This is a genomic window from Streptomyces sp. NPDC028314 (assembly GCF_055565795.1).
Map to the genome: position 1 here is coordinate 165,105 of NZ_JBVHTP010000005.1, position 21,245 is coordinate 186,349.

The following is a 21,245-nucleotide window of genomic DNA, read 5'->3' on the forward strand; positions in this document are numbered from 1 at the left end:
CGCACCTTGTTGGAGATCCCCCACTGTGCTGGAATTCGCGGGACCGCCGCGGGAATCAGCCGGCGCGCAGGTGGCGCGACTCAGCGCCGAGCGCGGCGGCAACAGAGAGGGAGACGCGCCGGTCACCGACGACCACCATGGGGCCGTCAGTGCCCCACGACTCGACACCGTCCCACCGGTCGCCCGGCGGGACGCCTGGTCCAGAGGTTGCGACGCTAGTGCAGGGACGATTCAAGAGGGATGGCAGCGCTGCGGCGGAGCAGGAGCCGCGCGGCGGGACCGACCGTGGCTCCTCGCCCCAGCACGCCCAGAACCGCGGGCCGGCTGTCGACGGGGCGGGCTCCGGCTCCTCCGCCACGGTGAAGGCGAAGGGCCGGGCCAAGCCCAAGGGCCTCGCCAAGGCCAAGGGCAAGAGCGAGTCCGCCGCAGGGCAGGACGTGGCGATACCGAAGGCCCCCAGCGGGCCCGGTTCACGTCTCGCCATGCAGAACTGGCGCATCAGCACGCGACTGGTGTCGCTGCTGACCCTGCCCGTCGTCGCCGCCACCACGCTCGGTGGCTTCCGCATCAACGACTCGCTCAACGACATCGCGCAGCTCGACCACATGCAGCTGCTCACGACGATGACCCGGCAGGCCACCAACCTGGCCGCCATGCTCCAGGAGGAGCGGGACAAGTCGGCGGGTCCGCTGTCGGTCGACAAGTCGGGCAGGCCCAACTCGCTCGTCGAGGGCGTCCGCGACCAGACCGACTCCGCAGCCAAGGCCTTCGCCGCCGCGACCGACAAGGTCGACAGCACGGAGGACAAGGACGAGACCCTCAAGTCGATCCGCAACAACATCCTGCAGATCGGGCGCCAGCTCACCGGCATCGAGGACATCCGCAAGAAGGCGTACCAGAACGGTGCCCAGCAGACCGTCACCGAGTACAACGCGCTGATCGTCTCGCTGCTCTCCCTCTCGCAGGACATGGCCCAGGCCACCTCGAACCCCGAGATGATCAAGCGCACCCGCGCCCTGGCGGCGTTCTCCTCCGCCAAGGAGTACGCGTCGATCCAGCGCGCGATCATCGCCGCCTCGCTCCCCGAGAGCGGCGACAAGGCCGGCACGCTCCAGGAGAACGACCGCCTGTACGCGCTCTCCGCGCTCCGCGGTGAGAGCCAGTCGAAGAAGACCTTCGAACTCGTCTACCAGGGCAAGTCCGAGGAGCTCACCGCCTCGCTCGGCGACGGAAACCCGGAGATCAGCAAGGCGGACCACTACACCCGCCGTGTGCTGTCCACCCAGGGACAGTTCGGCAAGGAGCAGCAGTACCGCTCCTGGATGGACTGGTACGACGCGGACGGCACCAAGCTCCAGGCGATGAAGGTCATCGAGCTGACGCTGCTCGAGGACATGGAGCAGAAGGCGCGCGAGCTCAAGAACTCCGCGCAGCAGGACGCCATCATCAACGGTGCGCTGATCCTCCTCGTCCTCGGTGTCTCCCTCGTCGGCGCCTTCGTCATGGCCCGGTCCATGATCCGCTCGCTGCGCCGCCTGCAGGACACGGCGACCCGGGTGGCCCAGGACCGACTGCCCGAGCTCGTCAAGCAGCTCTCCGAGTCCGACCCGCAGGACGTGGACACGTCCGTGGAGTCGGTCGGTCTGCACACCCGCGACGAGATCGGCCAGGTGGCCGCGGCCTTCGACGACGTGCACCGCGAGGCCGTCCGCCTCGCCGCCGAGCAGGCCCTCCTGCGAGGCAACGTCAACGCGATGTTCACCAACCTCTCGCGCCGTTCGCAGGGCCTCATCCAGCGCCAGCTCTCGCTCATCTCCGAGCTGGAGTCCCGCGAGGCCGACCCGGACCAGCTGTCCTCGCTCTTCAAGCTCGACCACCTCGCGACCCGTATGCGCCGTAACGGCGAAAACCTCCTCGTCCTCGCGGGCGAGGAGCCGGGCCGCCGGTGGACCCGCCCCGTCCCGCTCGTCGACGTGCTCCGCGCCGCGGCGTCCGAGGTGGAGCAGTACGAGCGCATCGAACTCTCGTCGGTGCCCGGCACCGACGTCGCCGGCCGCGTCGTCAACGACCTCGTGCACCTGCTCGCGGAGCTGCTGGAGAACGCGACCTCGTTCTCCTCCCCGCAGACCAAGGTCAAGGTCACCGGTCACGCGCTGCCCGACGGCCGCGTGCTGGTCGAGATCCACGACACCGGTATCGGCCTCTCCCCCGAGGACCTCGCCGCGATCAACGAGCGGCTCGCGTCGCCGCCGACCGTGGACGTCTCGGTCTCCCGCCGCATGGGCCTGTTCGTGGTCGGCCGCCTGTCCCTGCGACACGGCATCCGCATCCAGCTGCGTCCGTCCGACTCGGGCGGTACGACGGCCCTCGTCATGCTGCCGGTCGACGTCGCCCAGGGCGGCAAGAAGCCGGCTCCGATGCCGGGCCAGGGCGGCCCCGGGGGCTCCGGCGCCCAGGGCGGTCCGCAGGGCGGTCCCGGGCAGCAGGGTTCCGTACCCGGTGGCCCCGCGCGTCCCCCCGTGGGCGCCGGCCATCAGCGGGGCCAGGTCGCGGGCGGCGCGCAGCGTGCGGCGCTCCCGGGCCGCGAGGGTTCCGCCGGGCAGGCTCCGCAGCAGCGCCAGCAGGGTCCCGGTCCGCAGGGCCAGAACCAGCAGGGCAGCCTCGGCGGCCGGCCGCAGCAGGGCGGGCCCGCGGCGCGTCCGCAGGCGGGTTCCGGTGCCCCGCAGGGCCAGGGCCAGGGTCAGGGCCCCTTCGGCGGCGGTGCTCCGCTGCCGGGCCGTACCCCCGGTGCCACGACCGGCGCCGCGACCGGTGCCCCGCAGGGCCGTCCGGCTCCGGCTCCGGCCGCCTTCCCGCAGGGCAACGGCTTCGAGCGGCCGCAGCAGCCGCAGGGCCAGCAGCCGCAGGCCCCGCAGCCCCAGCAGGCTCCGCAGCCGCAGGCCCCGCAGCCCCAGCAGGCTCCGCAGCAGCAGCCCGCCGCCCCGGCCCAGCGCCAGCGGCCGCAGCTGCCGCCGCGCGGTGGTGCCCCGCGTCCGGAGCTCCCGGGTGCGGGTTCGCCCGCCGGGATCCCGCAGACCACCAGCTGGGGCGCCGCACAGGGCGGCCAGGAGGTCCCGCGCGGCCACGACGAGCTGTCCGGCCCCGGGTCCACCGCCGAGTTCGCCCGGCCGGACTTCAACGCCCCGCGCCCGCAGGCCACCGGCGGCAACCCCGCCAACAGCACCACCGGCCAGTTCGAGCGTCCCGACGTGCGCGGCTCCCAGGACCCCTCCGCCACCGGGCAGTTCGAGCGCCCGGAGCTGCGCGGCCCCGCGGGCACCGGCGGCCTCGGCGGCCCGGCGTCCACCACCGGCCAGTTCGCCCGCCCGGACTTCCAGGCGCCGCGGACCGGCGGCCCCGGTGTGGGCGGCTACAGCCGGCAGCACCAGGCTCCGCAGCCCGGTGCCGGCTACCCGGCCGCGCCCTCGCCCTCGCCGGCCCCGCGCGCCGAGGCCCCGAGCCTGCCGCAGGCCCACCAGCCGGAGGCGCTGCCGCCGGCCCAGAGCCCCGGCGAGGCCCGCAGCCCGATCTTCGACACGCTGGAGTCGAACTGGTTCCGCCAGGAGGGCGAGCAGCCCGCCGGCCAGGCACCGGCCGCACCCCAGCAGCCTCAGCAGCACCAGCAGGCGGCCCCGGCCCCGCAGCGCCCGCAGCCCCAGCTGCCGCAGCGCGGCCAGGAGGCGGCGGCGGAGCCCGCGGCGACCGGCAGCGCGCCGACCGTCAGCTGGCGCTCCTCGCCCAACGACGAGCTGATGCGCCAGGCCGAGCGTGTGCGCCAGCCCGCCGCGGGCGGCATCACCACCTCGGGGCTGCCGCGCCGGGTACCGCGAGCGAACCTCGTGGCCGGCACCGCGCAGCAGCAGGCCGACGCCCAGCCCGGCCCGCAGGTATCGCGTGCCCCGGACGACGTCCGCGGCCGTCTCACCAACCTCCGACGCGGTATCCAGCAGGGGCGCCAGGCCGGCACCACCGGCCCCGCGACCGGCAGTTACCACATCGACCCCACTTACCAGCAGGAGCGATAGTTGAGTTCGATGAGCCAGGCGGCACAGAACCTGAACTGGTTGATCACCAACTTCGTGGACAACACCCCTGGGGTGTCCCACACCGTGGTGGTCTCCGCCGACGGACTCCTTCTGGCGATGTCGGAAGGTTTCCCGCGTGACCGCGCCGATCAGCTGGCGGCCGTGGCCTCCGGTCTGACGTCGCTGACCGCCGGCGCCTCCCGCATCTTCGAGGGCGGCGCCGTCAACCAGACGGTGGTCGAGATGGACCGGGGATTCCTCTTCCTCATGTCGGTCTCCGACGGATCCTCGCTGGCCGTTCTCGCGCACCCCGAGTGCGACATCGGCCTCGTGGGCTACGAAATGGCCCTCCTCGTGGACCGCGCCGGCAGCGTCCTCACCCCGGACCTGCGCGCGGAGCTGCAGGGAAGCCTGCTCATCTGACTGCCAGTCTCCCGGCCGGACGGTACTTCCGGCCGGGAGCCCGGGGCCCGCGCCCCGGAATCCAGTACCCCCGACAGGCCGTCATCACTTCCCCCCACCGGCCGCCCTGTCAGACGGCACGCTGACCACTGCTGTCCAGCCCGGAGGAACAATGACCCCGCCCCCCGCCTATCCCGATGCGTACGGAGATTCGTACTCGGAAGGCGACCAGCCGCTGGTACGTCCTTACGCGATGACCGGTGGCCGGACCCGTCCGCGCTACCAGCTCGCCATCGAGGCGCTGGTCAGCACCACGGCCGACCCGATGCACCTCTCCGGCCTGCTGCCGGAGCACCAGCGCATCTGCACGCTGTGCCGTGAGGTCAAGTCGGTCGCGGAGGTCTCCGCACTGCTGTCGATGCCGCTCGGTGTCGCCCGGATCCTCGTCGCCGACCTGGCCGAGGCCGGAATGGTGGCCATCCACCAGCCGGGCAATGGAGAGGCCGGCGGAACGCCGGATGTAACGCTGCTCGAGAGGGTTCTCAGTGGACTTCGCAAGCTCTGACGGCGGAGCGGCTCCTCGCTCCACCACCTCCGCGAAGATCGTGGTGGCGGGCGGCTTCGGCGTGGGCAAGACCACGTTCGTCGGCGCGGTCTCCGAGATCAACCCGCTGCGCACCGAGGCCGTGATGACGTCCGCGAGTGCGGGCATCGACGACCTGACCCACACCGGGGACAAGACGACCACCACGGTCGCCATGGACTTCGGCCGCATCACGCTCGACCAGGACCTGATCCTGTACCTGTTCGGTACGCCCGGTCAGGACCGCTTCTGGTTCATGTGGGACGACCTGGTGCGCGGCGCGATCGGTGCGATCGTCCTGGTCGACACCCGCCGTCTCGCGGACTGCTTCCCGGCCGTGGACTACTTCGAGAACAGCGGCCTGCCGTTCGTCGTGGCGCTCAACGGCTTCGAGGGGCACCAGCCGTACACCCCGGAGGAAGTCCGCGAGGCCCTGCAGATCGGCCCGGACGCCCCGATCATCACCACCGACGCCCGCCACCGCGCGGACGCCAAGAGCGCGCTCATCACGCTCGTCGAGCACGCGCTGATGGCGCGGCTCAAGTAACACGGAATCCATTGCGTCAGGGAGGGGCGGGCTGTGTCATAGGACACGGCCCGCCCTTCTCGTTCATAACGTTTCGACAGAGAATTGAAGCCAGTTGGACACAGGGTGCGTTCGCCCGGTGCCGCTGCGCTCACAACTGGCCCCGCATTTGCCGCAGCTCGCTCTTTATGTCCGATTTATGTGGGACATAAGGTTCTTGGAATGGCTGGTTCCAACTGTTTGGAACACGGCCGTTAACCGTGCTGGAATTCAACGAACTAGCTAGTAGCACCGCCGAGAGGTTGTTGGTCGAGTGAGGCGAAGCAACTCGAGCCCCGCGGATGAACCCGCGCGCGGCAACTTCACCCCGCCGCCGCGAGCGGCCGCGTCGCCCGTCGACGTGCCCGCTGACCCACCCGCCAGCGGAGGCAGTACCAGTAAGTTCGCGCCCCGCAACTGGCGCGTGCCGACCAAGCTGAACGCCATCCTCCTCGTACCCGCCCTCGTCGGACTGGTCATGGGCGGCTTCCAGGTGAAGGGCTCGGTCGACAGCTGGAACGAGGCCAAGGACGCCGAGAAGACCGCCCGCATCGTCCAGGCGGCCTCCGAGTACGGCGAGGCCCTCCTCGACGAACGTGACCTCACCGCGCAGCCGCTCCTGAGCGGCGACCGCAACAGCGCGGCCGTCACGAAGGCGTACGCGGCCACCGACGCGGCCAAGGCCAAGTTCGCGGAGGCCGCCAAGGACCTCCCGAAGAACCAGGGCATGGAACGCCGCCTGCAGCTCTTCCGCCAGGAGGAGCCCAAGCTGGAGCAGGTCCGCAAGACGGCCTACGTGGTGACGCCGGAGTCGGCGAAGAAGAACCTCCCCAACTCGCTGGGCCCCATCCCCACCGAAGAGGGCTATGTGCTGGTCCAGCACTACCTCATGCAGTTCTCCAACGAACTCGGCCTGGGCACCGGCAATGTGACCAGCTACGGCCGCATGGTCTACGCGATCGAGCTGGCCAAGGCCGCGAACTCGCTCCAGCGCTCCGTCGGCACCCACCTGCTGGTCCGGCCGAACGAGAACGAGGACATCCGCAAGTCCCAGCTCGTCGCCTTCTCCTCGTACGCCTACCTCGAGGAAATCGCCATCGGTGAGTACGTCGCCGCCGGCACCGACGAGGACACCAACCGCCTGCGCGAGGTGATGGGCAAGAAGTCCCAGGAGGGCGCCGCCAAGCTCGCCCAGGCGAAGCAGCAGGCCGAGCAGGCCGGCGGCCCGCCCTTCAAGGCTCCGCCCGTGGTCAACGGCTCGGCGCTGACGGGCATGACCGAGGCGATAGCCAGCGGCGACAAGAACACCAAGCTGGCCCAGAACGGCACCACCGCGACGGCCTGGCAGGCCGCCGCCACCGCCAAGTTCGACGGCTACGCCGAGATCGAGAAGGAACTGCTCGACAAGGCCGTCAAGGACGCCGTCGCGGTCTCCGACGAGTCCCGCAACGACGCCATCCTGACCGGCGCCATCGTGGTCGTCGCCCTGCTCGCCGCCTTCATCATGGCGGGCATGATGGCCCGCCAGATGGGCCGCGCGATGAGCCGCCTGCGCACCTCGGCCTTCGACATCGCCGAGCAGCGCCTGCCGATGCTCGTCGACCAGCTCTCGCGCACCGACCCGGGCAAGGTCGACACCCGGGTGCTGCCGATCCCGATCGACTCCCAGGACGAGATCGGCGAGGTCGCCCGCGCCTTCGACCAGGTCCACCGGGAAGCGGTCCGGCTCGCCGCGGAGCAGGCGCTCCTGCGAGGGAACGTCAACGCGATCTTCACGAACCTCTCCATGCGCAACCAGTCGCTGATCGAGGGCCAGCTGACCCTCATCACGGACCTGGAGAACAACGAGGCCGACCCGGACCAGCTGGAGAACCTCTTCCGCCTGGACCACCTGGCCACCCGTATGCGCCGCAACGGCGAGAACCTCCTCATCCTCGCGGGTGAGGAGCCGGGCCGCCGCTGGGACCAGCCGGTCCCGCTCGTGGACGTCCTGCGCGCCGCCTCCTCCGAGGTGGAGCAGTACGAGCGCATCGAGCTGTCGGGCGTCTCCGAGGCCGAGATCCACGGCCAGGCCGTGACCGACCTCGTGCACCTGCTCGCCGAGCTGCTGGAGAACGCCACCACGTTCTCCTCCCCCCAGACCAAGGTGCGCGTCAACGCCACGCGTCTGCCCGACGGCCGCGTCATGGTCGAGATCCACGACAAGGGCATCGGCCTCACCGCCGAGGACTTCGCGGACATCAACCACAAGCTGGCCAACCCGCCGACCGTGGACGCCGCGATCTCGCAGCGCATGGGTCTGTTCGTGGTCGGCCGGCTGGCGGACCGCCACAGCATCCGCGTCCAGCTGCGCCCCTCGGGCGAGGCCGCCGGCACCACCTCGCTGGTCATGCTCCCCGACGCCATCACCCACGGTGGCGGTGGCGAGGGCATACCGGACGACGACTTCACCGTCTCCCAGATCATCCCGGAGCAGCGGGCCCAGCAGGCCGCTCCGCTGCGCACCGCCGCGGAGCTCGGCTTCGACGACTCGCGCTACGACGCCCAGGGCGCGGAGGGCCAGGGTCCGAACCCGGTCGGCCGCTCCCTGGGACAGCAGGAGCGCCGGGCCGCGCTGGCCGCCCAGGTCGGCTTCCCGCCGGATCAGCAGTACGCCGATCAGGACGATCCGTCCGTCCAGGATTATCCGGAACCGCAGCCTGAGCACGGGTACCAGCCCTACCAGGGCTACCAGCAGCAGCCCGAGCAGGGCTACGACCCCGCGTACGAGTCCCAGCAGGCTCAGCAGCCCCAGCAGGCCTACGAGGCGTACCCGCAGCAGGGGTATACCTATCCGGAAGCCGAATACCAGGACCAGCGGCAGGACGCGCAGTCCTACGACGGCGGCTACGAACCCCAGGCCCAGCAGGCGGAGTGGCCCGAACAGAACTCCTATTCGGGCGGCTACCAGCAGGGCTACGGGACCGAATCGGAATCCCCGGTCGCTCCCGAACCGGCCGCGGAACGCGTAGGCTTCGACCGTCCGGGCGCCGCTGCCGACACCGGTCACAAGATGACCGGAGCGGGCCTGCCGCGCCGCGGCAGCCAGCAGCAGTGGCAGCCGGCACAGCAGGAAGCGGAGTCCGGCGGATCCCTCTTCGAGCAGCGGCCGCAGCGCAAGCAGCAGCCCGCCGAACCGGAGACGGCCCCGAAGGAATCGGCAGGCCCTGAGGACTGGCGCTCGAACAACGACGAGCGCTGGCAGCAGGCCTCCAAGCTCCGTGAGCCGAAGGCGGGCGGGGTCACCCCGTCCGGTCTCCCTCGGCGGGTGCCCAAGGCCAACCTGGTCGAGGGTGCTGCGGAGACGACCCCGCAGGGCGGCCCCCAGGTCTCCCGCGCGCCGGAGGACGTCCGTGGCAGGTTGAGCAACCTGCGACGCGGTGTCCAGCAGGGACGCAGCGCGGGTTCCGAGCAGTCAAGTAACAGCTATGACCAGGAGCGTTAGTGTGAGCCCGATGAGCCAGGCGGCACAGAACCTGAACTGGTTGATCACCAACTTCGTGGACAACACCCCTGGGGTGTCCCACACCGTGGTGGTCTCCGCCGACGGACTCCTTCTGGCGATGTCCGACGGATTCCCGCGCGACCGCGCCGATCAGCTGGCGGCCGTGGCCTCCGGTCTGACGTCGCTGACCGCCGGCGCCTCCCGCATCTTCGAGGGCGGCGCCGTCAACCAGACGGTCGTCGAGATGGACCGGGGGTTTCTTTTCCTCATGTCCGTCTCCGACGGATCCTCGCTCGCGGTGCTCGCGCACCCCGAGTGCGACATCGGCCTGGTGGGCTACGAGATGGCCCTCCTTGTGGATCGAGCGGGCAGTGTCCTCACCCCGGACCTGCGTGCCGAGCTGCAGGGAAGTCTTCTCAACTAGCAGACAGGCAGTGCGTTTCGCGTCATCGCACCATAGGGTGCGGTGGCGCGGTTCCACAGGGAGTACTGCGTTCTTGGAGTCGGAGGAGGAAACGTGACAACACCCGGAGGACATCCTTATGGCGGCGCGCAGCAGCCGCAGGGTGGGCACGACCAGAACCGCTTCAACTTTCCCTCCGCTCCCAGCCGGCCCGTGCCGGAGCAGAACCCGTACGAGCAGCAGCCGTACGGCCAGCCCCAGCCGCCCCAGCAGCCTTACCGGCCTTCGCAGCAGCCCGTCCGCTCCTCGCGGCCGCCGGCTCCGAAGGCGCACAACCCGCTGGTGCGTCCGTACGCCATGACCGGCGGCCGTACCCGGCCGCGCTACCAGCTCGCCATCGAGGCGCTGGTCAGCACCACGGCCGATCCCGCGCGGCTGCAAGGGCAGTTGCCCGAGCACCAGCGCATCTGCCGTCTGTGCCAGGAGATCAAATCCGTCGCGGAGATCTCGGCACTTCTCTCCATTCCTCTTGGTGTCGCCCGAATCCTCGTCGCCGACCTGGCGGAGGCGGGCCTTGTCGCCATTCATCAGCCCGGCGGCGACGAGTCTGCCGGCGGCCAGCCAGATGTGACACTGCTCGAAAGGGTGCTCAGTGGACTTCGCAAGCTCTAACGGCGGAGCGGCTCGCTCCACCACCTCCGCGAAGATCGTGGTGGCGGGCGGCTTCGGCGTGGGCAAGACCACGTTCGTCGGCGCGGTCTCCGAGATCAACCCGCTGCGCACCGAAGCCGTCATGACCAGTGCCTCCGCCGGCATTGACGACCTCACCCACACCGGTGACAAGACGACCACCACGGTCGCCATGGACTTCGGCCGCATCACCCTCGACCAGGACCTGATCCTGTACCTCTTCGGTACCCCGGGTCAGGACCGCTTCTGGTTCATGTGGGACGACCTGGTCCGCGGTGCCATCGGCGCCGTGGTGCTCGTGGACACCCGCCGCCTCGCGGACTGCTTCCCGGCCGTGGACTACTTTGAGAACAGCGGCCTGCCGTTCGTCATCGCCCTGAACGGCTTCGACGGGCACCAGCCCTACACCCCGGAGGAAGTCCGCGAGGCCCTGCAGATCGGCCCGGACGCCCCCATCATCACCACCGACGCCCGCCACCGCGCGGACGCCAAGAGCGCGCTCATCACCCTGGTCGAGCACGCCCTGATGGCGCGCCTGCGGTAGCAGTCGGCGAGACGTCCGCAGAGGCGTTCGCAGAGACGTTCGCAAAAGGCCCCCCGCGCTCCGAGGAGTGCGGGGGGCCTTTTGCGTGAACGCCCTTCATGGGCACGGGGGCACGCAGGACGCACAAGAGCGCCGAGGCATTGCCTCGGCGCTCTTGTGGGTGCGTTCCTGGGCGCTAGCGCCAGCTGTGCGGGGCCTGGAAGCCGGAGCTGCGCTCCAGGCGGCGCCAGCCGGCCTGGGAGCGGGCGGCGCGGGCCGAGGCCTGGGCCGGGGCGGCGGCGGCACGGGCGAGCAGGATCGCGGTGATCGCGGCCAGCTCCTCGGGCTCGGCGTTGCCCTTCTCGACCTTCAGCAGGGTGTCGGCGGTGATGCTCATCGGTGGCAGGTCTCCTTCGCTTCTACTGAGGCGGGTTGCCGTGCTTGCGGGACGGCAGATCGGCGTGCTTGGTGCGGAGCATCGCGAGGGCGCTGACGAGGACCTCGCGGGTCTCGGCGGGGTCGATGACGTCGTCCACGAGGCCGCGTTCGGCCGCGTAGTACGGGTGCATCAGCTCGGCCTTGTACTCCTTGACCATCCGGGCCCGCATGGCCTCGGGGTCCTCGGCGTCCGCGATCTGCTTGCGGAAGATGACGTTGGCGGCGCCCTCGGCGCCCATGACGGCGATCTCGTTGGTGGGCCAGGCGTAGGTGATGTCGGCCCCGATGGACTGCGAGTCCATGACGATGTAGGCACCGCCGTAGGCCTTGCGCAGGATCAGCGAGATGCGCGGCACGGTGGCGTTGCAGTACGCGTACAGCAGCTTGGCGCCGTGGCGGATGATGCCGCCGTGCTCCTGGTCGACGCCCGGCAGGAAGCCGGGGACGTCCAGCAGGGTGATGATCGGGATGTTGAAGGCGTCGCAGAGCTGGACGAAGCGCGCGGCCTTCTCGGACGCGTGGATGTCCAGGACGCCGGCGAGGTGGCCGGGCTGGTTGGCGACGATGCCGACGACCTGGCCGTCCATCCGGGCGAGGGCGCAGATGATGTTGCGGGCCCAGCGCTCGTGGATCTCCAGGACGTCGCCGTCGTCGACGAGCTCCTCGATGACCTTGAGCATGTCGTACGGGCGGTTGCCGTCGGCGGGCACCAGGTCCAGGAGCACGTCGGAGCGGCGGTCGCGCGGGTCGTCGGTCTGGTGGACCGGCGGGTTCTCGCGGTTGTTGGAGGGGAGCATCGTGATGAGGTAGCGCACCTCGGAGATGCAGGTCTCCTCGTCGTCGTACGCGAAGTGCGCGACGCCGGAGGTCTCGGCGTGCACGTCCGCGCCGCCGAGGCCGTTCTGGGAGATCTCCTCGCCGGTCACCGCGCGGACGACGTCCGGGCCGGTGATGAACATCTGCGAGGTGTCGCGGACCATGAAGACGAAGTCCGTGAGCGCCGGGGAGTACGCGGCGCCGCCCGCGCAGGGGCCCAGCATGACCGAGATCTGCGGGATGACACCCGAGGCCTTGGTGTTGCGCTGGAAGATGCCGCCGTAGCCGGCGAGGGCGGAGACGCCCTCCTGGATACGGGCGCCGGCGCCGTCGTTGAGGGAGACCAGGGGCGCACCGGCCGCGATGGCCATGTCCATGATCTTGTGGATCTTCGTGGCGTGGGCCTCGCCCAGCGCGCCGCCGAAGATCCGGAAGTCGTGTGCGTAGACGAAGACCGTGCGGCCTTCGACCGTGCCCCAGCCGGTGATGACACCGTCCGTGTAGGGCTTCTTGGCCTCCAGGCCGAACCCGCTCGCCCGGTGCCGGCGGAGCTGTTCGACCTCCCTGAAGGAACCTTCGTCGAGCAGGAGGGCGATGCGCTCGCGCGCCGTCAGCTTGCCCTTGGCGTGCTGCGCCTCGGTAGCCCGGTCACTGGGTCCGCGCCGCGCCTCCTCGCGCAGGGAGTGCAGCTCGGCCACGCGCCCGCGGGCGTCCGTCGGCTCGCTCGGAGTCTGGTCCACAACGGTCATGTACCGACCTTACGAAGTGACGGCACGAAAACCCTCCGTTGGTTCCACACAGTCTCGGGAGCCATCCGCTGTACGGCCCGGACAGAACTGCCGGGCGATGCACGGACTCCACCAGCCGGGACCTTGGGCCTTTGTGGAGGTCCAACAAAACCGCGCGACACGACCCTAGATGTTGAAATTTGAACGGAATAGGTCTACGGTCAACCTCGTTGAACATTCAACAAGCAGGTGCGGCTGGAACGCACCCCTTATCGAGGAGGAAGTCATGGGTCTCTTCACCCGCCGCAGCCAGACCGTGCAGTCCCAGGAGGGCACCGCCGCCGTCGCCACGCTCGACGTCGACCCGGCGCTCGCCGCGCTGACCGGCGACTACGTCATCGACGCCGCCCACAGCAGCATCGGCTTCACCGTCCGGCACGCGATGGTCACCAACGTCCGCGGCGGCTTCGCCGACCACGAGGGCACCCTGCACCTCGACGGCGGCGACCCGTCCCGCTCCACCGCCTCCATCGACGTCAAGATCGCCTCCGTCGACACGGGCATCGCCGACCGCGACGGCCACCTGCGCAGTGGCGACTTCTTCGACGCCGAGGCCTTCCCGCTGATGAGCTTCCGCTCCACCGGCGCGGCCCAGCTGGGCGGGGACGCGTACCGGATCACCGGAGACCTGACGATCAAGGACGTCACCCGTCCGCTCTCCATCGACCTGGAGTTCAACGGCTCCGCCACCGACGTCTACGGCAACGAGCGCGTCGGCTTCGAGGGCTCGGCCGAGATCCTGCGCTCCGACTGGGGTCTGACCTGGAACGCCGCGCTGGAGGCCGGCGGTGTGATGGTCAGCGACAAGGTCAAGCTGACCTTCGACATCTCGGCCATCAAGCAGGCCTGACCGCAGCGGCCGAGGCCGACGCGCGGGCCCGGGGGGCGGCCAGGCCCTGGCCTAGAAGCCGCCCCCGCCGTCGAACCCGCCTCCGCCGTCGAAGCCGCCGCCTCCGCCGAAGTCCCCGCCGCCGAAGTCGGACGGGTTGAAGTCGGCGCCGGAGAAGTCACCGCCCTCGTAGCCGCCGCCCGTGCCGCCGCCGAAGTCCGCGGCGTAGGCGGGGCTGGACATCATCGAACCGAGCATCGTGCCCACCAGCAGACCGGGCAGGATGCCGCCGCCGAAGTAGCCGCCGGCCCAGGGACCGTACGCCGGGCCGGCGTCGTAGTAGGGGCGCGGCCCGCGCTCGGTGTCGACCGTACGGACCGACGGGTCCAGGCCGTCACGCAGCCGTACGGCGTCCGCCGTGCAGACGGGCACGGTACGGGCGGCCCCGCCCGCCGGGGCCCAGGAGGCGTCCTCGATGCTCGGGCCGTGGCGCGGGTCGAAGAAGCAGGGCGAGCGGCGCTCGGGCACCGGCCGGCCCTGGCGGCGCGCGTCGAGGCAGGCGAGCGCGTAGCGCCCGTCCTCCAGCGCCTGGGTCACGCCCTGCACCTCTTCGGGGCGCTGGACGGAGGCCATGATCTGCTTGGCCTTCTCGTACGAGTCCAGGCCCTGCTCGTAGTCCTTGCGCATGGAGTCGTCGGCGCCGGGCTCGCCGGGATGGAAGTCGAGGCGCTCCAGCTCCTCGCCGAAGGCCGTGATGTCCTCGTCGACGACCACGCCGAGCCGGGCGATCGCCTCGCGGCGCTGCTCTTCCTTCTTCTGCCGGTTGCGGCGGACCAGGGCGTACGCGCCACCGCCGCCGATCGCGGCCACCGCGGCGAGGGTGATCAGCCCGCCGACCGGGGCGCCGTCGGCCTCGCCCGTGCTGCCCCAGGAGGCGGGGGCGTTGCCCTTGGCCTGGGCGAGTGCCTGGTCGACGAAGTTGGTGAGCTGGGTGTTCGCGTCCACGGGGGCGCCCGTCTTCACGGCCGCGGTGAGGTTCTGGACGGCGTTGGCCGGCATCACCCTCGGGTCGGCGCCGGCGTTGAAGCCGTCACCGAGCCGGATGGCGTAGAGGCCGGTGATCCCGGTCTCCGCACGGACCGCTCCGAGCACCTTGTCCGCCGGGAACTCGGCGGTGGCCGGGAGCACCGCGACGAACACCGGTTTACCGGCGTCCTTGATCTTCTGGGCGAGGGCGTCGGCCTGGCTCTCGGACAGCTGCGCCCGGGCTCCGGGATCCACGTAGACGGGCCCCTCCTTGAGGGCCTCCCCCACGGCGGCGACTCCGGTGGCGGCCGACGCCTGCGGGGCGACCACGAGGGCAGTCGCTGACAGGGCCAGCAGCAGACCGGAAAGTGCGGATATCAGCCTGGTCCTCATATCCACGACGCTACCCGAACCGGCACTTTCCTGTGTGAGCAGGACATAAGGGCGGTTCCTCGCGGCCGATGACCTCGCCGGGCCGGAGCCCGGCGAGGTGGGGGCGGGCCCGCCGGGGCTACTCGGCCGGTTCGATGCCGGCGCGCAGGAGGCCGTACGTGAAGGCGTCCTCCAGGGCCTGCCAGGAGGCGGCGATGACGTTGGTGCCGACGCCGACCGTGGACCATTCGCTGGCGCCGTCCGTGGTGGAGACCAGCACGCGCGTCGTGGAGTCCGTGCCGTGCTTGCCCTCCAGGATGCGGACCTTGTAGTCGATCAGCTCGAACTTGGCCAGCTGGGGGTAGAAGCGTTCGAGGGCCACCCGCAGCGCCCGGTCCAGCGCGTTGACGGGGCCGTTGCCCTCCGCCGTGGCGACGATCCGCTCGCCCTTGGCCCACAGCTTGACCGTGGCCTCGTTGGCGTGGGTGCCGTCCGGGCGGTCCTCGACGATGGCGCGCCAGGACTCGATCCGGAAGTACCTGCGGGCCCGCCCCTCCGCCTCGGCGCGCAGCAGCAGCTCGAAGGAGGCGTCGGCGGCCTCGTACGTGTAGCCCTGGAGCTCGCGCTCCTTGACCCGCTCCACGACCCGGGAGATCAGCGCGCGGTCGCCGCCGAGGTCGACGCCGAGCTCCTTGCCCTTGAGCTCGATGGAGGCGCGCCCGGCCATGTCCGAGACCAGCATGCGCATCGTGTTGCCGACCCGTTCGGGGTCGATGTGCTGGTAGAGGTCGGGATCGACCTTGATGGCCGAGGCGTGCAGGCCCGCCTTGTGCGCGAAGGCCGAGACGCCCACGTACGGCTGATGCGTGGAGGGGGTCAGGTTGACGACCTCGGCGATGGCGTGGGAGATGCGGGTCATCTCGGCGAGCGCGCCGGCGGGGAGCACCGTACGCCCGTACTTGATCTCCAGCGCGGCGACGACGGGGAAGAGGTTGGCGTTGCCGACGCGCTCGCCGTACCCGTTGGCGGTGCACTGGACGTGGGTGGCGCCCGCATCGACGGCGGCCAGGGTGTTGGCGACGGCGCAGCCGGTGTCGTCCTGGGCGTGGATGCCCAGGCGGGCGCCGGTGTCGGCGAGGACGGTCGCGACGACCGCGGTCACCTGGGCGGGCAGCATGCCGCCGTTGGTGTCGCAGAGGATGACGACGTCGGCGCCGGCCTCGTGCGCGGTGCGTACGACGGCCTTCGCGTACTCGGGGTTGGCGCGGTAACCGTCGAAGAAGTGCTCGCAGTCGACGAAGACCCGGCGGCCCTGGGCGACGAGGTGGGAGACGGTGTCCCGGACCATCTCCAGGTTCTCGTCGAGGGTGGTGCGCAGCGCGAGTTCGACGTGCCGGTCGTGGGACTTGGCGACGAGGGTGATCACAGGGGCGCCGGATTCGAGCAGGGCGCGGACCTGGGGGTCCGCTGCGGCCGTGCCGCCGGCCCGGCGGGTGGCGCCGAAGGCGACCAGCTGGGCGTGCTTGAAGTCGATCTCGGCGCGGGCGCGGGCGAAGAACTCCGTATCGCGGGGGTTGGCGCCGGGCCAGCCGCCCTCGATGAAGCCCACCCCGAACTCGTCCAGGTGCCGGGCGATGGTCAGCTTGTCCGCGACCGTGAGGTTGATGCCCTCACGCTGGGCGCCGTCGCGCAGGGTGGTGTCGAAGACATGGAAGCTGTCGTCGAGGGCCTCTGTCGGCGCAGTCGCCTCTGTCGTCGTCATGCTGATCTGACTCCTGTCGGATGAGTGGTTCCGGAGACCGGGGATCCACTGCCCCCATCATCGCGCGCTGCCGGCTCCCGGCAGGAATGGAGCCGGGAAACGAAAAGACCTCTCGCGGGTGCGAGAGGTCTGCGCGCGGGTCTGAGGCACGGTGGCCGCTTTCCCATGGTTTTTCCACGGCTCAGCGGTCACTGCGGACCGGCGCGCTGCTGTCCATAATCATGAGCTGAGCAGGCACGTCCGCAGTGTGTCACAAGCGTCCGCACGCGCGGACCGATGTCTCACGATACGAGCGCCTCGTCCAGGAACTCGGTGACGTGGTCCAGGATGTCGGCCCGCCCTATCCCGGGCAGCCCGACGGCGACCTGGATGCTGAACCCGTCGAGCAGGGCCCTGATGCGGGCGGCGAACCGGTCCGCGTCCACGGCCCGGAACTCTCCGCGCGAGATGCCCTCGGCGAGGAGGGCGACCAGGTCGCGGTGCCAGGCCCCCTCGATGGCCGCCTGGCGCTCGCGCTCCTGGGGGCCCGCGTTCTGGGAGCGGTTCCAGACCTCCAGCCACAGGGTCCAGTGCGGGTCCCGGGGGCCTTCGGGCACGTACAGGTCGACGTAGGCCTGGATCCGCTCGCGGGCCGAGCCGCGGCGCGAGAGCAGCGCCCGCCGCGCGGTGCCGAGGGCGGCCTCGCTCCACTCCAGGGTCTGCAGCAGGAGCTCGTCCTTGCTGCCGAAGTAGTAGAGGAGGTGGCCGCTGCTCATGCCGACCTCGCGGCCGAGGCCGGCCATGGTCAGCCCTTCCAGGCCGCGCTCGGCGATCATGGCCATGGCGGCGACGAGTACGTCCTCGCGCGGGGGCGCGTTCTTGCGCGCCGCCCGTACCGGTACTCCACCCGCCACCATGGGCCACTCCTTCATGAGGTCCGCCTCGGGTCAGACCTTCGGCTGCTGCTGGGTGATGCAGTGGATACCGCCACCCCCGGCGAAAATCGTACGTGCGTCAACCAGTGTCACGGTCCGCTCGGGGAACAGACCGCGGAAGATCTCGGCCGCCTCCTCGTCGCGCGGGTCGTCGAAGGCGCACAGCACCACGCCGCCGTTGCAGAGGTAGTGGTTGATGTACGAGTAGTCGACCCACTCGCCGTCCTCCTCCAGCACGGTCGGCGCCGGGATCTCCACGACCTCCAGCTGCCGGCCCCGCGCGTCGGTGGAGGCGCGCAGGATGGCGGCGATGGTCTTGCAGCGCTCGTGGTCCGGGTGGACCGGGTCGGGCTGGGTGTGGACCATGACCACGCCGGGGCGGGCGAAGGCGGCGACGATGTCGACGTGGCCCTGGGTGCCGTAGGTGCCGTAGTCGCCGGCCAGGCCGTAGGGCAGCCAGATGGCCTTGGTGGTGCCGAGGTGGGCGTGGATCTCCTCCTCGACCTGCTGGCGGGTCCAGTCGGGGTTGCGGCCCGCGCCGAGCTGCACGGTGTCGGTGAGGAGCACGGTGCCCTCGCCGTCGACGTGGATGGCGCCGCCCTCGTTGACCAGGGGGGTGCTGTAGGTGCGGGTGCCGGCCAGGTCGGAGACGTGGCGGGCGATCTTGGAGTCGTGCTCCCAGCGGGCCCACTCCTGGGCGCCCCAGCCGTTGAAGGTCCAGTCCACCGCGGCCAGCTCGCCGGCCTCGTTGGTGACGAAGGTCGGGCCGATGTCGCGCATCCAGGCGTCGTCGAGCTCGCGCTCGACCAGCTGTACGTCCTCGCCGACGACCGCGCGGGCGCTCTCGGCGTCACCGGGCGAGACCACGAGGGTCACGGGCTCGTACGAGCGGACCGCGCGGGCGACGGCTCCCCAGGCCTCGCGGGCCTCGGCGAGCTCCTGCTCGTTGGTGAAGGTGGGGTTGGGGCTCGGCCAGGCCATCCAGGTGCGCTCGTGGGGCGTCCACTCGGCGGGCATCCGGAATCCGTGGTTCACAGGCTTGGTCATGGCAGGGGTCCTTAAGGGCTGTGCCGGCTTACAGGAAGTACAGGCGGTTGAGGGAGACCGAATCGGCCGCTTCGGAGCGCAGCGGGTCACCGTCGAGGGTGACCAGCCCGCTGCGCGCGTCCACGTCGACCGCGCCCACCCGGGAGTTGAGGAGGAGGTTCCCCGGGCCGATGCCGCGGGTGCCGCGGACGGCCACCCGGCGGCGCCGGGTCGGCATCTCGTCGGAGCCGAGCGCGGCGGCCGCCGCCGATACGAAGGCGACGGAGATGTCGGCCGCGGTGGCCCCGTACGAGCCGAACTGCGGTCCGAGCACCAGCGGTTCGCAGGTGTCGGTGGCCGCGTTGGGGTCGCCGGTGACCCCGTACGCCGGGAAGCCCGACTTGAGGACGAGCTGCGGCTTGGCGCCGAAGAACTGCGGGCGCCACAGCACGATGTCGGCGAGCTTGCCGACCTCGATGGAGCCGATCTCGTGGGCCAGGCCGTGGGCGATGGCCGGGTTGATGGTCAGCTTGGCCATGTAGCGCAGGACGCGGGCGTTGTCGTCGCCCTCGCCGTCGCCTTCCAGGGGGCCCAGCTCGCCCTTCATCTTGGCGGCCATGGCGAAGGTGCGGCGGATGGTCTCGCCCGCGCGGCCCATGCCCTGGGCGTCGGAGGAGGTGATGCCGATCGCGCCCAGGTCGTGCAGCACGTCCTCGGCGCCCATGGTGCCGGCCCGGATCCGGTCCCGGGCCATGGCGGCGTCGCCCGGCAGGTCCGGCTTGAGGTCGTGGACGGAGACGATCATGCCGTAGTGCTCGGCCACCGCGTCCCGGCCGAAGGGCAGGGTCGGGTTGGTGGAGGAGCCGATGACGTTGGGCACGCCCGCCATCTTGAGCACGTTGGGGACGTGTCCGCCGCCGCAGCCCTCGATGTGGAAGGCGTGGATGGTCCGGCCGTCCAGGACGCGCAGGGTGTCCTCGACGGAGAGGCACTCGTTGAGGCCGTCGCTGTGCAGGGCGACCTGTACGTCGTGCTCCTCGGCCACCCGCAGGGCGGTGTCCAGGGCGCGGGTGTGGGCGCCCATGTCCTCGTGGACCTTGAAGCCCGAGGCGCCGCCCTCGGCGAGGGCCTCGACCAGGGGCGCGGGGTCCGAGGAGGAGCCGCGGGCGAGGAAGCCGATGTTGACGGGCCAGGCGTCGAAGGCGTTGAAGGCGTGCTTCAGCGCCCACGGGGAGTTGACGCCGACACCCCAGACCGGCCCGAACTCCTGGCCGATGACCGTGGTGACGCCCGCGGCGAGCGAGGCCTCCATGATGCGCGGGGAGAGCAGGTGGACGTGGGTGTCCACGGCCCCGGCGGTGGCGATCAGGCCCTCGCCGGACACGATCGAGGTGCCGGTGCCGACGACCACGTCCACCCCGTCGAGGGTGTCGGGGTTGCCCGCCCGGCCGATCGCGTGGATTCGGCCCTCACGGATGCCGATCGATACCTTCCGGATGCCCAGGACGGCGTCGATGACCAGCACGTTGCTGATGACGACGTCGCAGGTCTCGCGGACGGCGGCGGCCTTGAGGTGCAGGCCGTCGCGGGCGGTCTTGCCGAAGCCGGCCAGGAACTCGTCGCCGGGCTTCTGGGCGTCGTGCTCGACCCGGACGGTCAGGCCGGAGTCGCCGAGGCGGACCCGGTCGCCGGCGCGGGGGCCGAAGACGGAGGCGTACTCGTGCGGGTCGATGTGCCGGCTGCCGGGTGCGCAGTGGTCGCTGTGGGGGGTCTGGCGGCTCACGCCTGTGCTCCTTCGCTGCCGGTGTCACGTACGCCGAGGTAGCCGCAGGCGGCGGCCCGGCGCAGGGCCTCTTCCTTCGCGCCGGGCGCGTCCAGCGGGCCGTCCACCAGCCCGGCGAAGCCGACGGCGATGCGTTCGCCTCCGATCGGGACCAGCCCGACCTCGCCCTCGCCGTGCGGGTCGAACCGTACGGAGGAGCCCGCGGGCACGCACAGCCGCATGCCGTAGGCCGCGGCGCGGTCGAAGTCGAGGCGCGGGTTCGCCTCGAAGAAGTGGAAGTGGGAGGTCACGCTCACCGGCACGGGGGCGGTGTTGCGCACGCGCAGGTGGGCGGTGGGCTCCGGCTGGGGGGCGCCGGGGCCTGGTACCACCGCGCCGGGGGCCCGGTCGCCGAGGGACACCGCGCCCTGGATCGGGGCCGAGACCACCGCGAGGCGGGATCCGTCGTCGAAGACGGCCTCCACGTGCACCTCGGTGACCACGTCGGCCACGCCGGGCAGTACGTCGTCGGGGCCCAGCACGCGGCGGGCCTCCTCGATGGCCTCCGCCAGGCGCTTTCCGTCGCGCGCGGCCTCGCAGACCGTGTCCGCGATGAGCGCGGTGGCCTCGGGGACGTTGAGCTTCAGTCCGCGGGCCCGTCGGGCCCTGGCCAGTTCCGCAGCGCTGCGGAGCAGCAGCCGGTCGCGCTCCGTAGGGGTCAGCCGCACGCCGATCCACCACCTTTTGAGTCGATGGGTTAGAGCATCACTCTAACTCTTCATTTCCGTGCAATGAAGC

17 protein-coding genes are annotated in these 21,245 nt (G+C 71.0%); 9 read left to right on the forward strand and 8 right to left on the reverse strand.

All coding sequences use genetic code 11. From position 1 onward, the window contains the following. The first annotated feature begins 218 nt into the window (after window positions 1–218). The 8 genes from ACZ4TG_RS14245 to ACZ4TG_RS14280 all read left to right on the forward strand — a co-directional run bounded on the left by ACZ4TG_RS14245 (window position 219) and on the right by ACZ4TG_RS14280 (window position 10,735). Window positions 219–4,064, forward strand: coding sequence for a sensor histidine kinase (locus ACZ4TG_RS14245; protein ID WP_468162257.1), 3,846 nt, complete (start codon window positions 219–221; stop codon window positions 4,062–4,064). Between the two features lie 9 nt (window positions 4,065–4,073). Next, complete coding sequence (locus tag ACZ4TG_RS14250) at window positions 4,074–4,487, forward strand: roadblock/LC7 domain-containing protein (protein ID WP_008739864.1); 414 nt, start codon at window positions 4,074–4,076, stop codon at window positions 4,485–4,487. 151 nt (window positions 4,488–4,638) lie between these two features. Then, window positions 4,639–5,031 (forward strand): DUF742 domain-containing protein, encoded by a 393-nt coding sequence (locus tag ACZ4TG_RS14255; RefSeq protein WP_007266775.1) that lies wholly within the window; start codon window positions 4,639–4,641, stop codon window positions 5,029–5,031. After that, window positions 5,012–5,596, forward strand: a complete 585-nt coding sequence (locus tag ACZ4TG_RS14260; RefSeq protein ID WP_266573764.1) for a GTP-binding protein — start codon at window positions 5,012–5,014, stop codon at window positions 5,594–5,596. Before ACZ4TG_RS14255 ends, ACZ4TG_RS14260 begins: the two co-directional genes overlap by 20 nt. A gap of 292 nt (window positions 5,597–5,888) precedes the next feature. Further along, the gene (locus ACZ4TG_RS14265; RefSeq protein ID WP_468162259.1) at window positions 5,889–9,098 is read left to right on the forward strand and encodes a sensor histidine kinase; all 3,210 of its coding nucleotides are present in this window, start codon (window positions 5,889–5,891) and stop codon (window positions 9,096–9,098) included. A gap of 10 nt (window positions 9,099–9,108) precedes the next feature. Further along, entirely contained in the window at window positions 9,109–9,522 is a 414-nt protein-coding gene (locus tag ACZ4TG_RS14270) for a roadblock/LC7 domain-containing protein (protein WP_030037347.1), read from the forward strand. 93 nt (window positions 9,523–9,615) lie between these two features. Further along, window positions 9,616–10,173, forward strand: coding sequence for a DUF742 domain-containing protein (locus tag ACZ4TG_RS14275; protein ID WP_468162261.1), 558 nt, complete (start codon window positions 9,616–9,618; stop codon window positions 10,171–10,173). Beyond that, window positions 10,154–10,735: a GTP-binding protein gene (locus tag ACZ4TG_RS14280; protein ID WP_037792108.1), complete on the forward strand. Its 582-nt coding sequence runs from the start codon at window positions 10,154–10,156 to the stop codon at window positions 10,733–10,735. Before ACZ4TG_RS14275 ends, ACZ4TG_RS14280 begins: the two co-directional genes overlap by 20 nt. Window positions 10,736–10,910: 175 nt before the next feature. Here the strand turns inward: ACZ4TG_RS14280 and ACZ4TG_RS14285 are convergent, their stop codons facing one another. Together ACZ4TG_RS14285 and ACZ4TG_RS14290 are read right to left on the reverse strand one after the other, a co-directional pair. Beyond that, entirely contained in the window at window positions 10,911–11,111 is a 201-nt protein-coding gene (locus ACZ4TG_RS14285) for an acyl-CoA carboxylase subunit epsilon (RefSeq protein WP_468162263.1), read from the reverse strand. A gap of 22 nt (window positions 11,112–11,133) precedes the next feature. Beyond that, entirely contained in the window at window positions 11,134–12,717 is a 1,584-nt protein-coding gene (locus ACZ4TG_RS14290; RefSeq protein ID WP_468162265.1) for an acyl-CoA carboxylase subunit beta, read from the reverse strand. 265 nt (window positions 12,718–12,982) lie between these two features. On the opposite strand from ACZ4TG_RS14290, the gene ACZ4TG_RS14295 reads away from it, so the two are divergent. After that, window positions 12,983–13,606, forward strand: coding sequence for a YceI family protein (locus tag ACZ4TG_RS14295; protein WP_468162267.1), 624 nt, complete (start codon window positions 12,983–12,985; stop codon window positions 13,604–13,606). Between the two features lie 51 nt (window positions 13,607–13,657). On the opposite strand, the gene ACZ4TG_RS14300 is transcribed toward ACZ4TG_RS14295, so the two are convergent. The 6 genes from ACZ4TG_RS14300 to ureA form a co-directional block, all read right to left on the reverse strand. Continuing rightward, a complete protein-coding gene (locus tag ACZ4TG_RS14300; protein ID WP_468162269.1) occupies window positions 13,658–15,004 on the reverse strand; it encodes a hypothetical protein in 1,347 nt (448 codons plus the stop codon). A 118-nt stretch (window positions 15,005–15,122) separates the two neighbouring features. Then, window positions 15,123–16,745 carry a citramalate synthase gene (gene cimA / locus ACZ4TG_RS14305; RefSeq protein WP_468162271.1) on the reverse strand — a complete coding sequence of 541 codons (1,623 nt, stop codon included), beginning with the start codon at window positions 16,743–16,745 and terminating at the stop codon, window positions 15,123–15,125. A 281-nt stretch (window positions 16,746–17,026) separates the two neighbouring features. Further along, window positions 17,027–17,656: a TetR/AcrR family transcriptional regulator gene (locus ACZ4TG_RS14310; RefSeq protein WP_468162273.1), complete on the reverse strand. Its 630-nt coding sequence runs from the start codon at window positions 17,654–17,656 to the stop codon at window positions 17,027–17,029. 15 nt (window positions 17,657–17,671) lie between these two features. Further along, window positions 17,672–18,706, reverse strand: coding sequence for an agmatine deiminase family protein (locus ACZ4TG_RS14315; protein ID WP_468162275.1), 1,035 nt, complete (start codon window positions 18,704–18,706; stop codon window positions 17,672–17,674). 28 nt (window positions 18,707–18,734) lie between these two features. Further along, window positions 18,735–20,468 carry an urease subunit alpha gene (locus ACZ4TG_RS14320; protein ID WP_468162277.1) on the reverse strand — a complete coding sequence of 578 codons (1,734 nt, stop codon included), beginning with the start codon at window positions 20,466–20,468 and terminating at the stop codon, window positions 18,735–18,737. Continuing rightward, on the reverse strand, window positions 20,465–21,175 hold the full coding sequence (gene ureA / locus ACZ4TG_RS14325) for an urease subunit gamma (protein WP_468162279.1): 711 nt from the start codon (window positions 21,173–21,175) through the stop codon (window positions 20,465–20,467). The genes ACZ4TG_RS14320 and ureA overlap by 4 nt, the downstream gene beginning before the upstream one ends. Window positions 21,176–21,245 lie beyond the last annotated feature (70 nt).

Bases quoted from the DNA above. Each gene is read 5' to 3' on its own strand.
- ACZ4TG_RS14250 (WP_008739864.1), top strand. From the start codon at position 4,074: ATGAGCCAGGCGGCACAGAACCTGAACTGGTTGATCACCAACTTCGTG.
- ACZ4TG_RS14255 (WP_007266775.1), top strand. From the start codon at position 4,639: ATGACCCCGCCCCCCGCCTATCCCGATGCGTACGGAGATTCGTACTCG.
- ACZ4TG_RS14270 (WP_030037347.1), top strand. From the start codon at position 9,109: ATGAGCCAGGCGGCACAGAACCTGAACTGGTTGATCACCAACTTCGTG.
- ACZ4TG_RS14285 (WP_468162263.1), bottom strand. From the start codon at position 11,111: ATGAGCATCACCGCCGACACCCTGCTGAAGGTCGAGAAGGGCAACGCC.
- ACZ4TG_RS14290 (WP_468162265.1), bottom strand. From the start codon at position 12,717: ATGACCGTTGTGGACCAGACTCCGAGCGAGCCGACGGACGCCCGCGGG.
- ACZ4TG_RS14295 (WP_468162267.1), top strand. From the start codon at position 12,983: ATGGGTCTCTTCACCCGCCGCAGCCAGACCGTGCAGTCCCAGGAGGGC.
- ACZ4TG_RS14300 (WP_468162269.1), bottom strand. From the start codon at position 15,004: ATGAGGACCAGGCTGATATCCGCACTTTCCGGTCTGCTGCTGGCCCTG.
- cimA (WP_468162271.1), bottom strand. From the start codon at position 16,745: ATGACGACGACAGAGGCGACTGCGCCGACAGAGGCCCTCGACGACAGC.
- ACZ4TG_RS14310 (WP_468162273.1), bottom strand. From the start codon at position 17,656: ATGAAGGAGTGGCCCATGGTGGCGGGTGGAGTACCGGTACGGGCGGCG.
- ACZ4TG_RS14315 (WP_468162275.1), bottom strand. From the start codon at position 18,706: ATGACCAAGCCTGTGAACCACGGATTCCGGATGCCCGCCGAGTGGACG.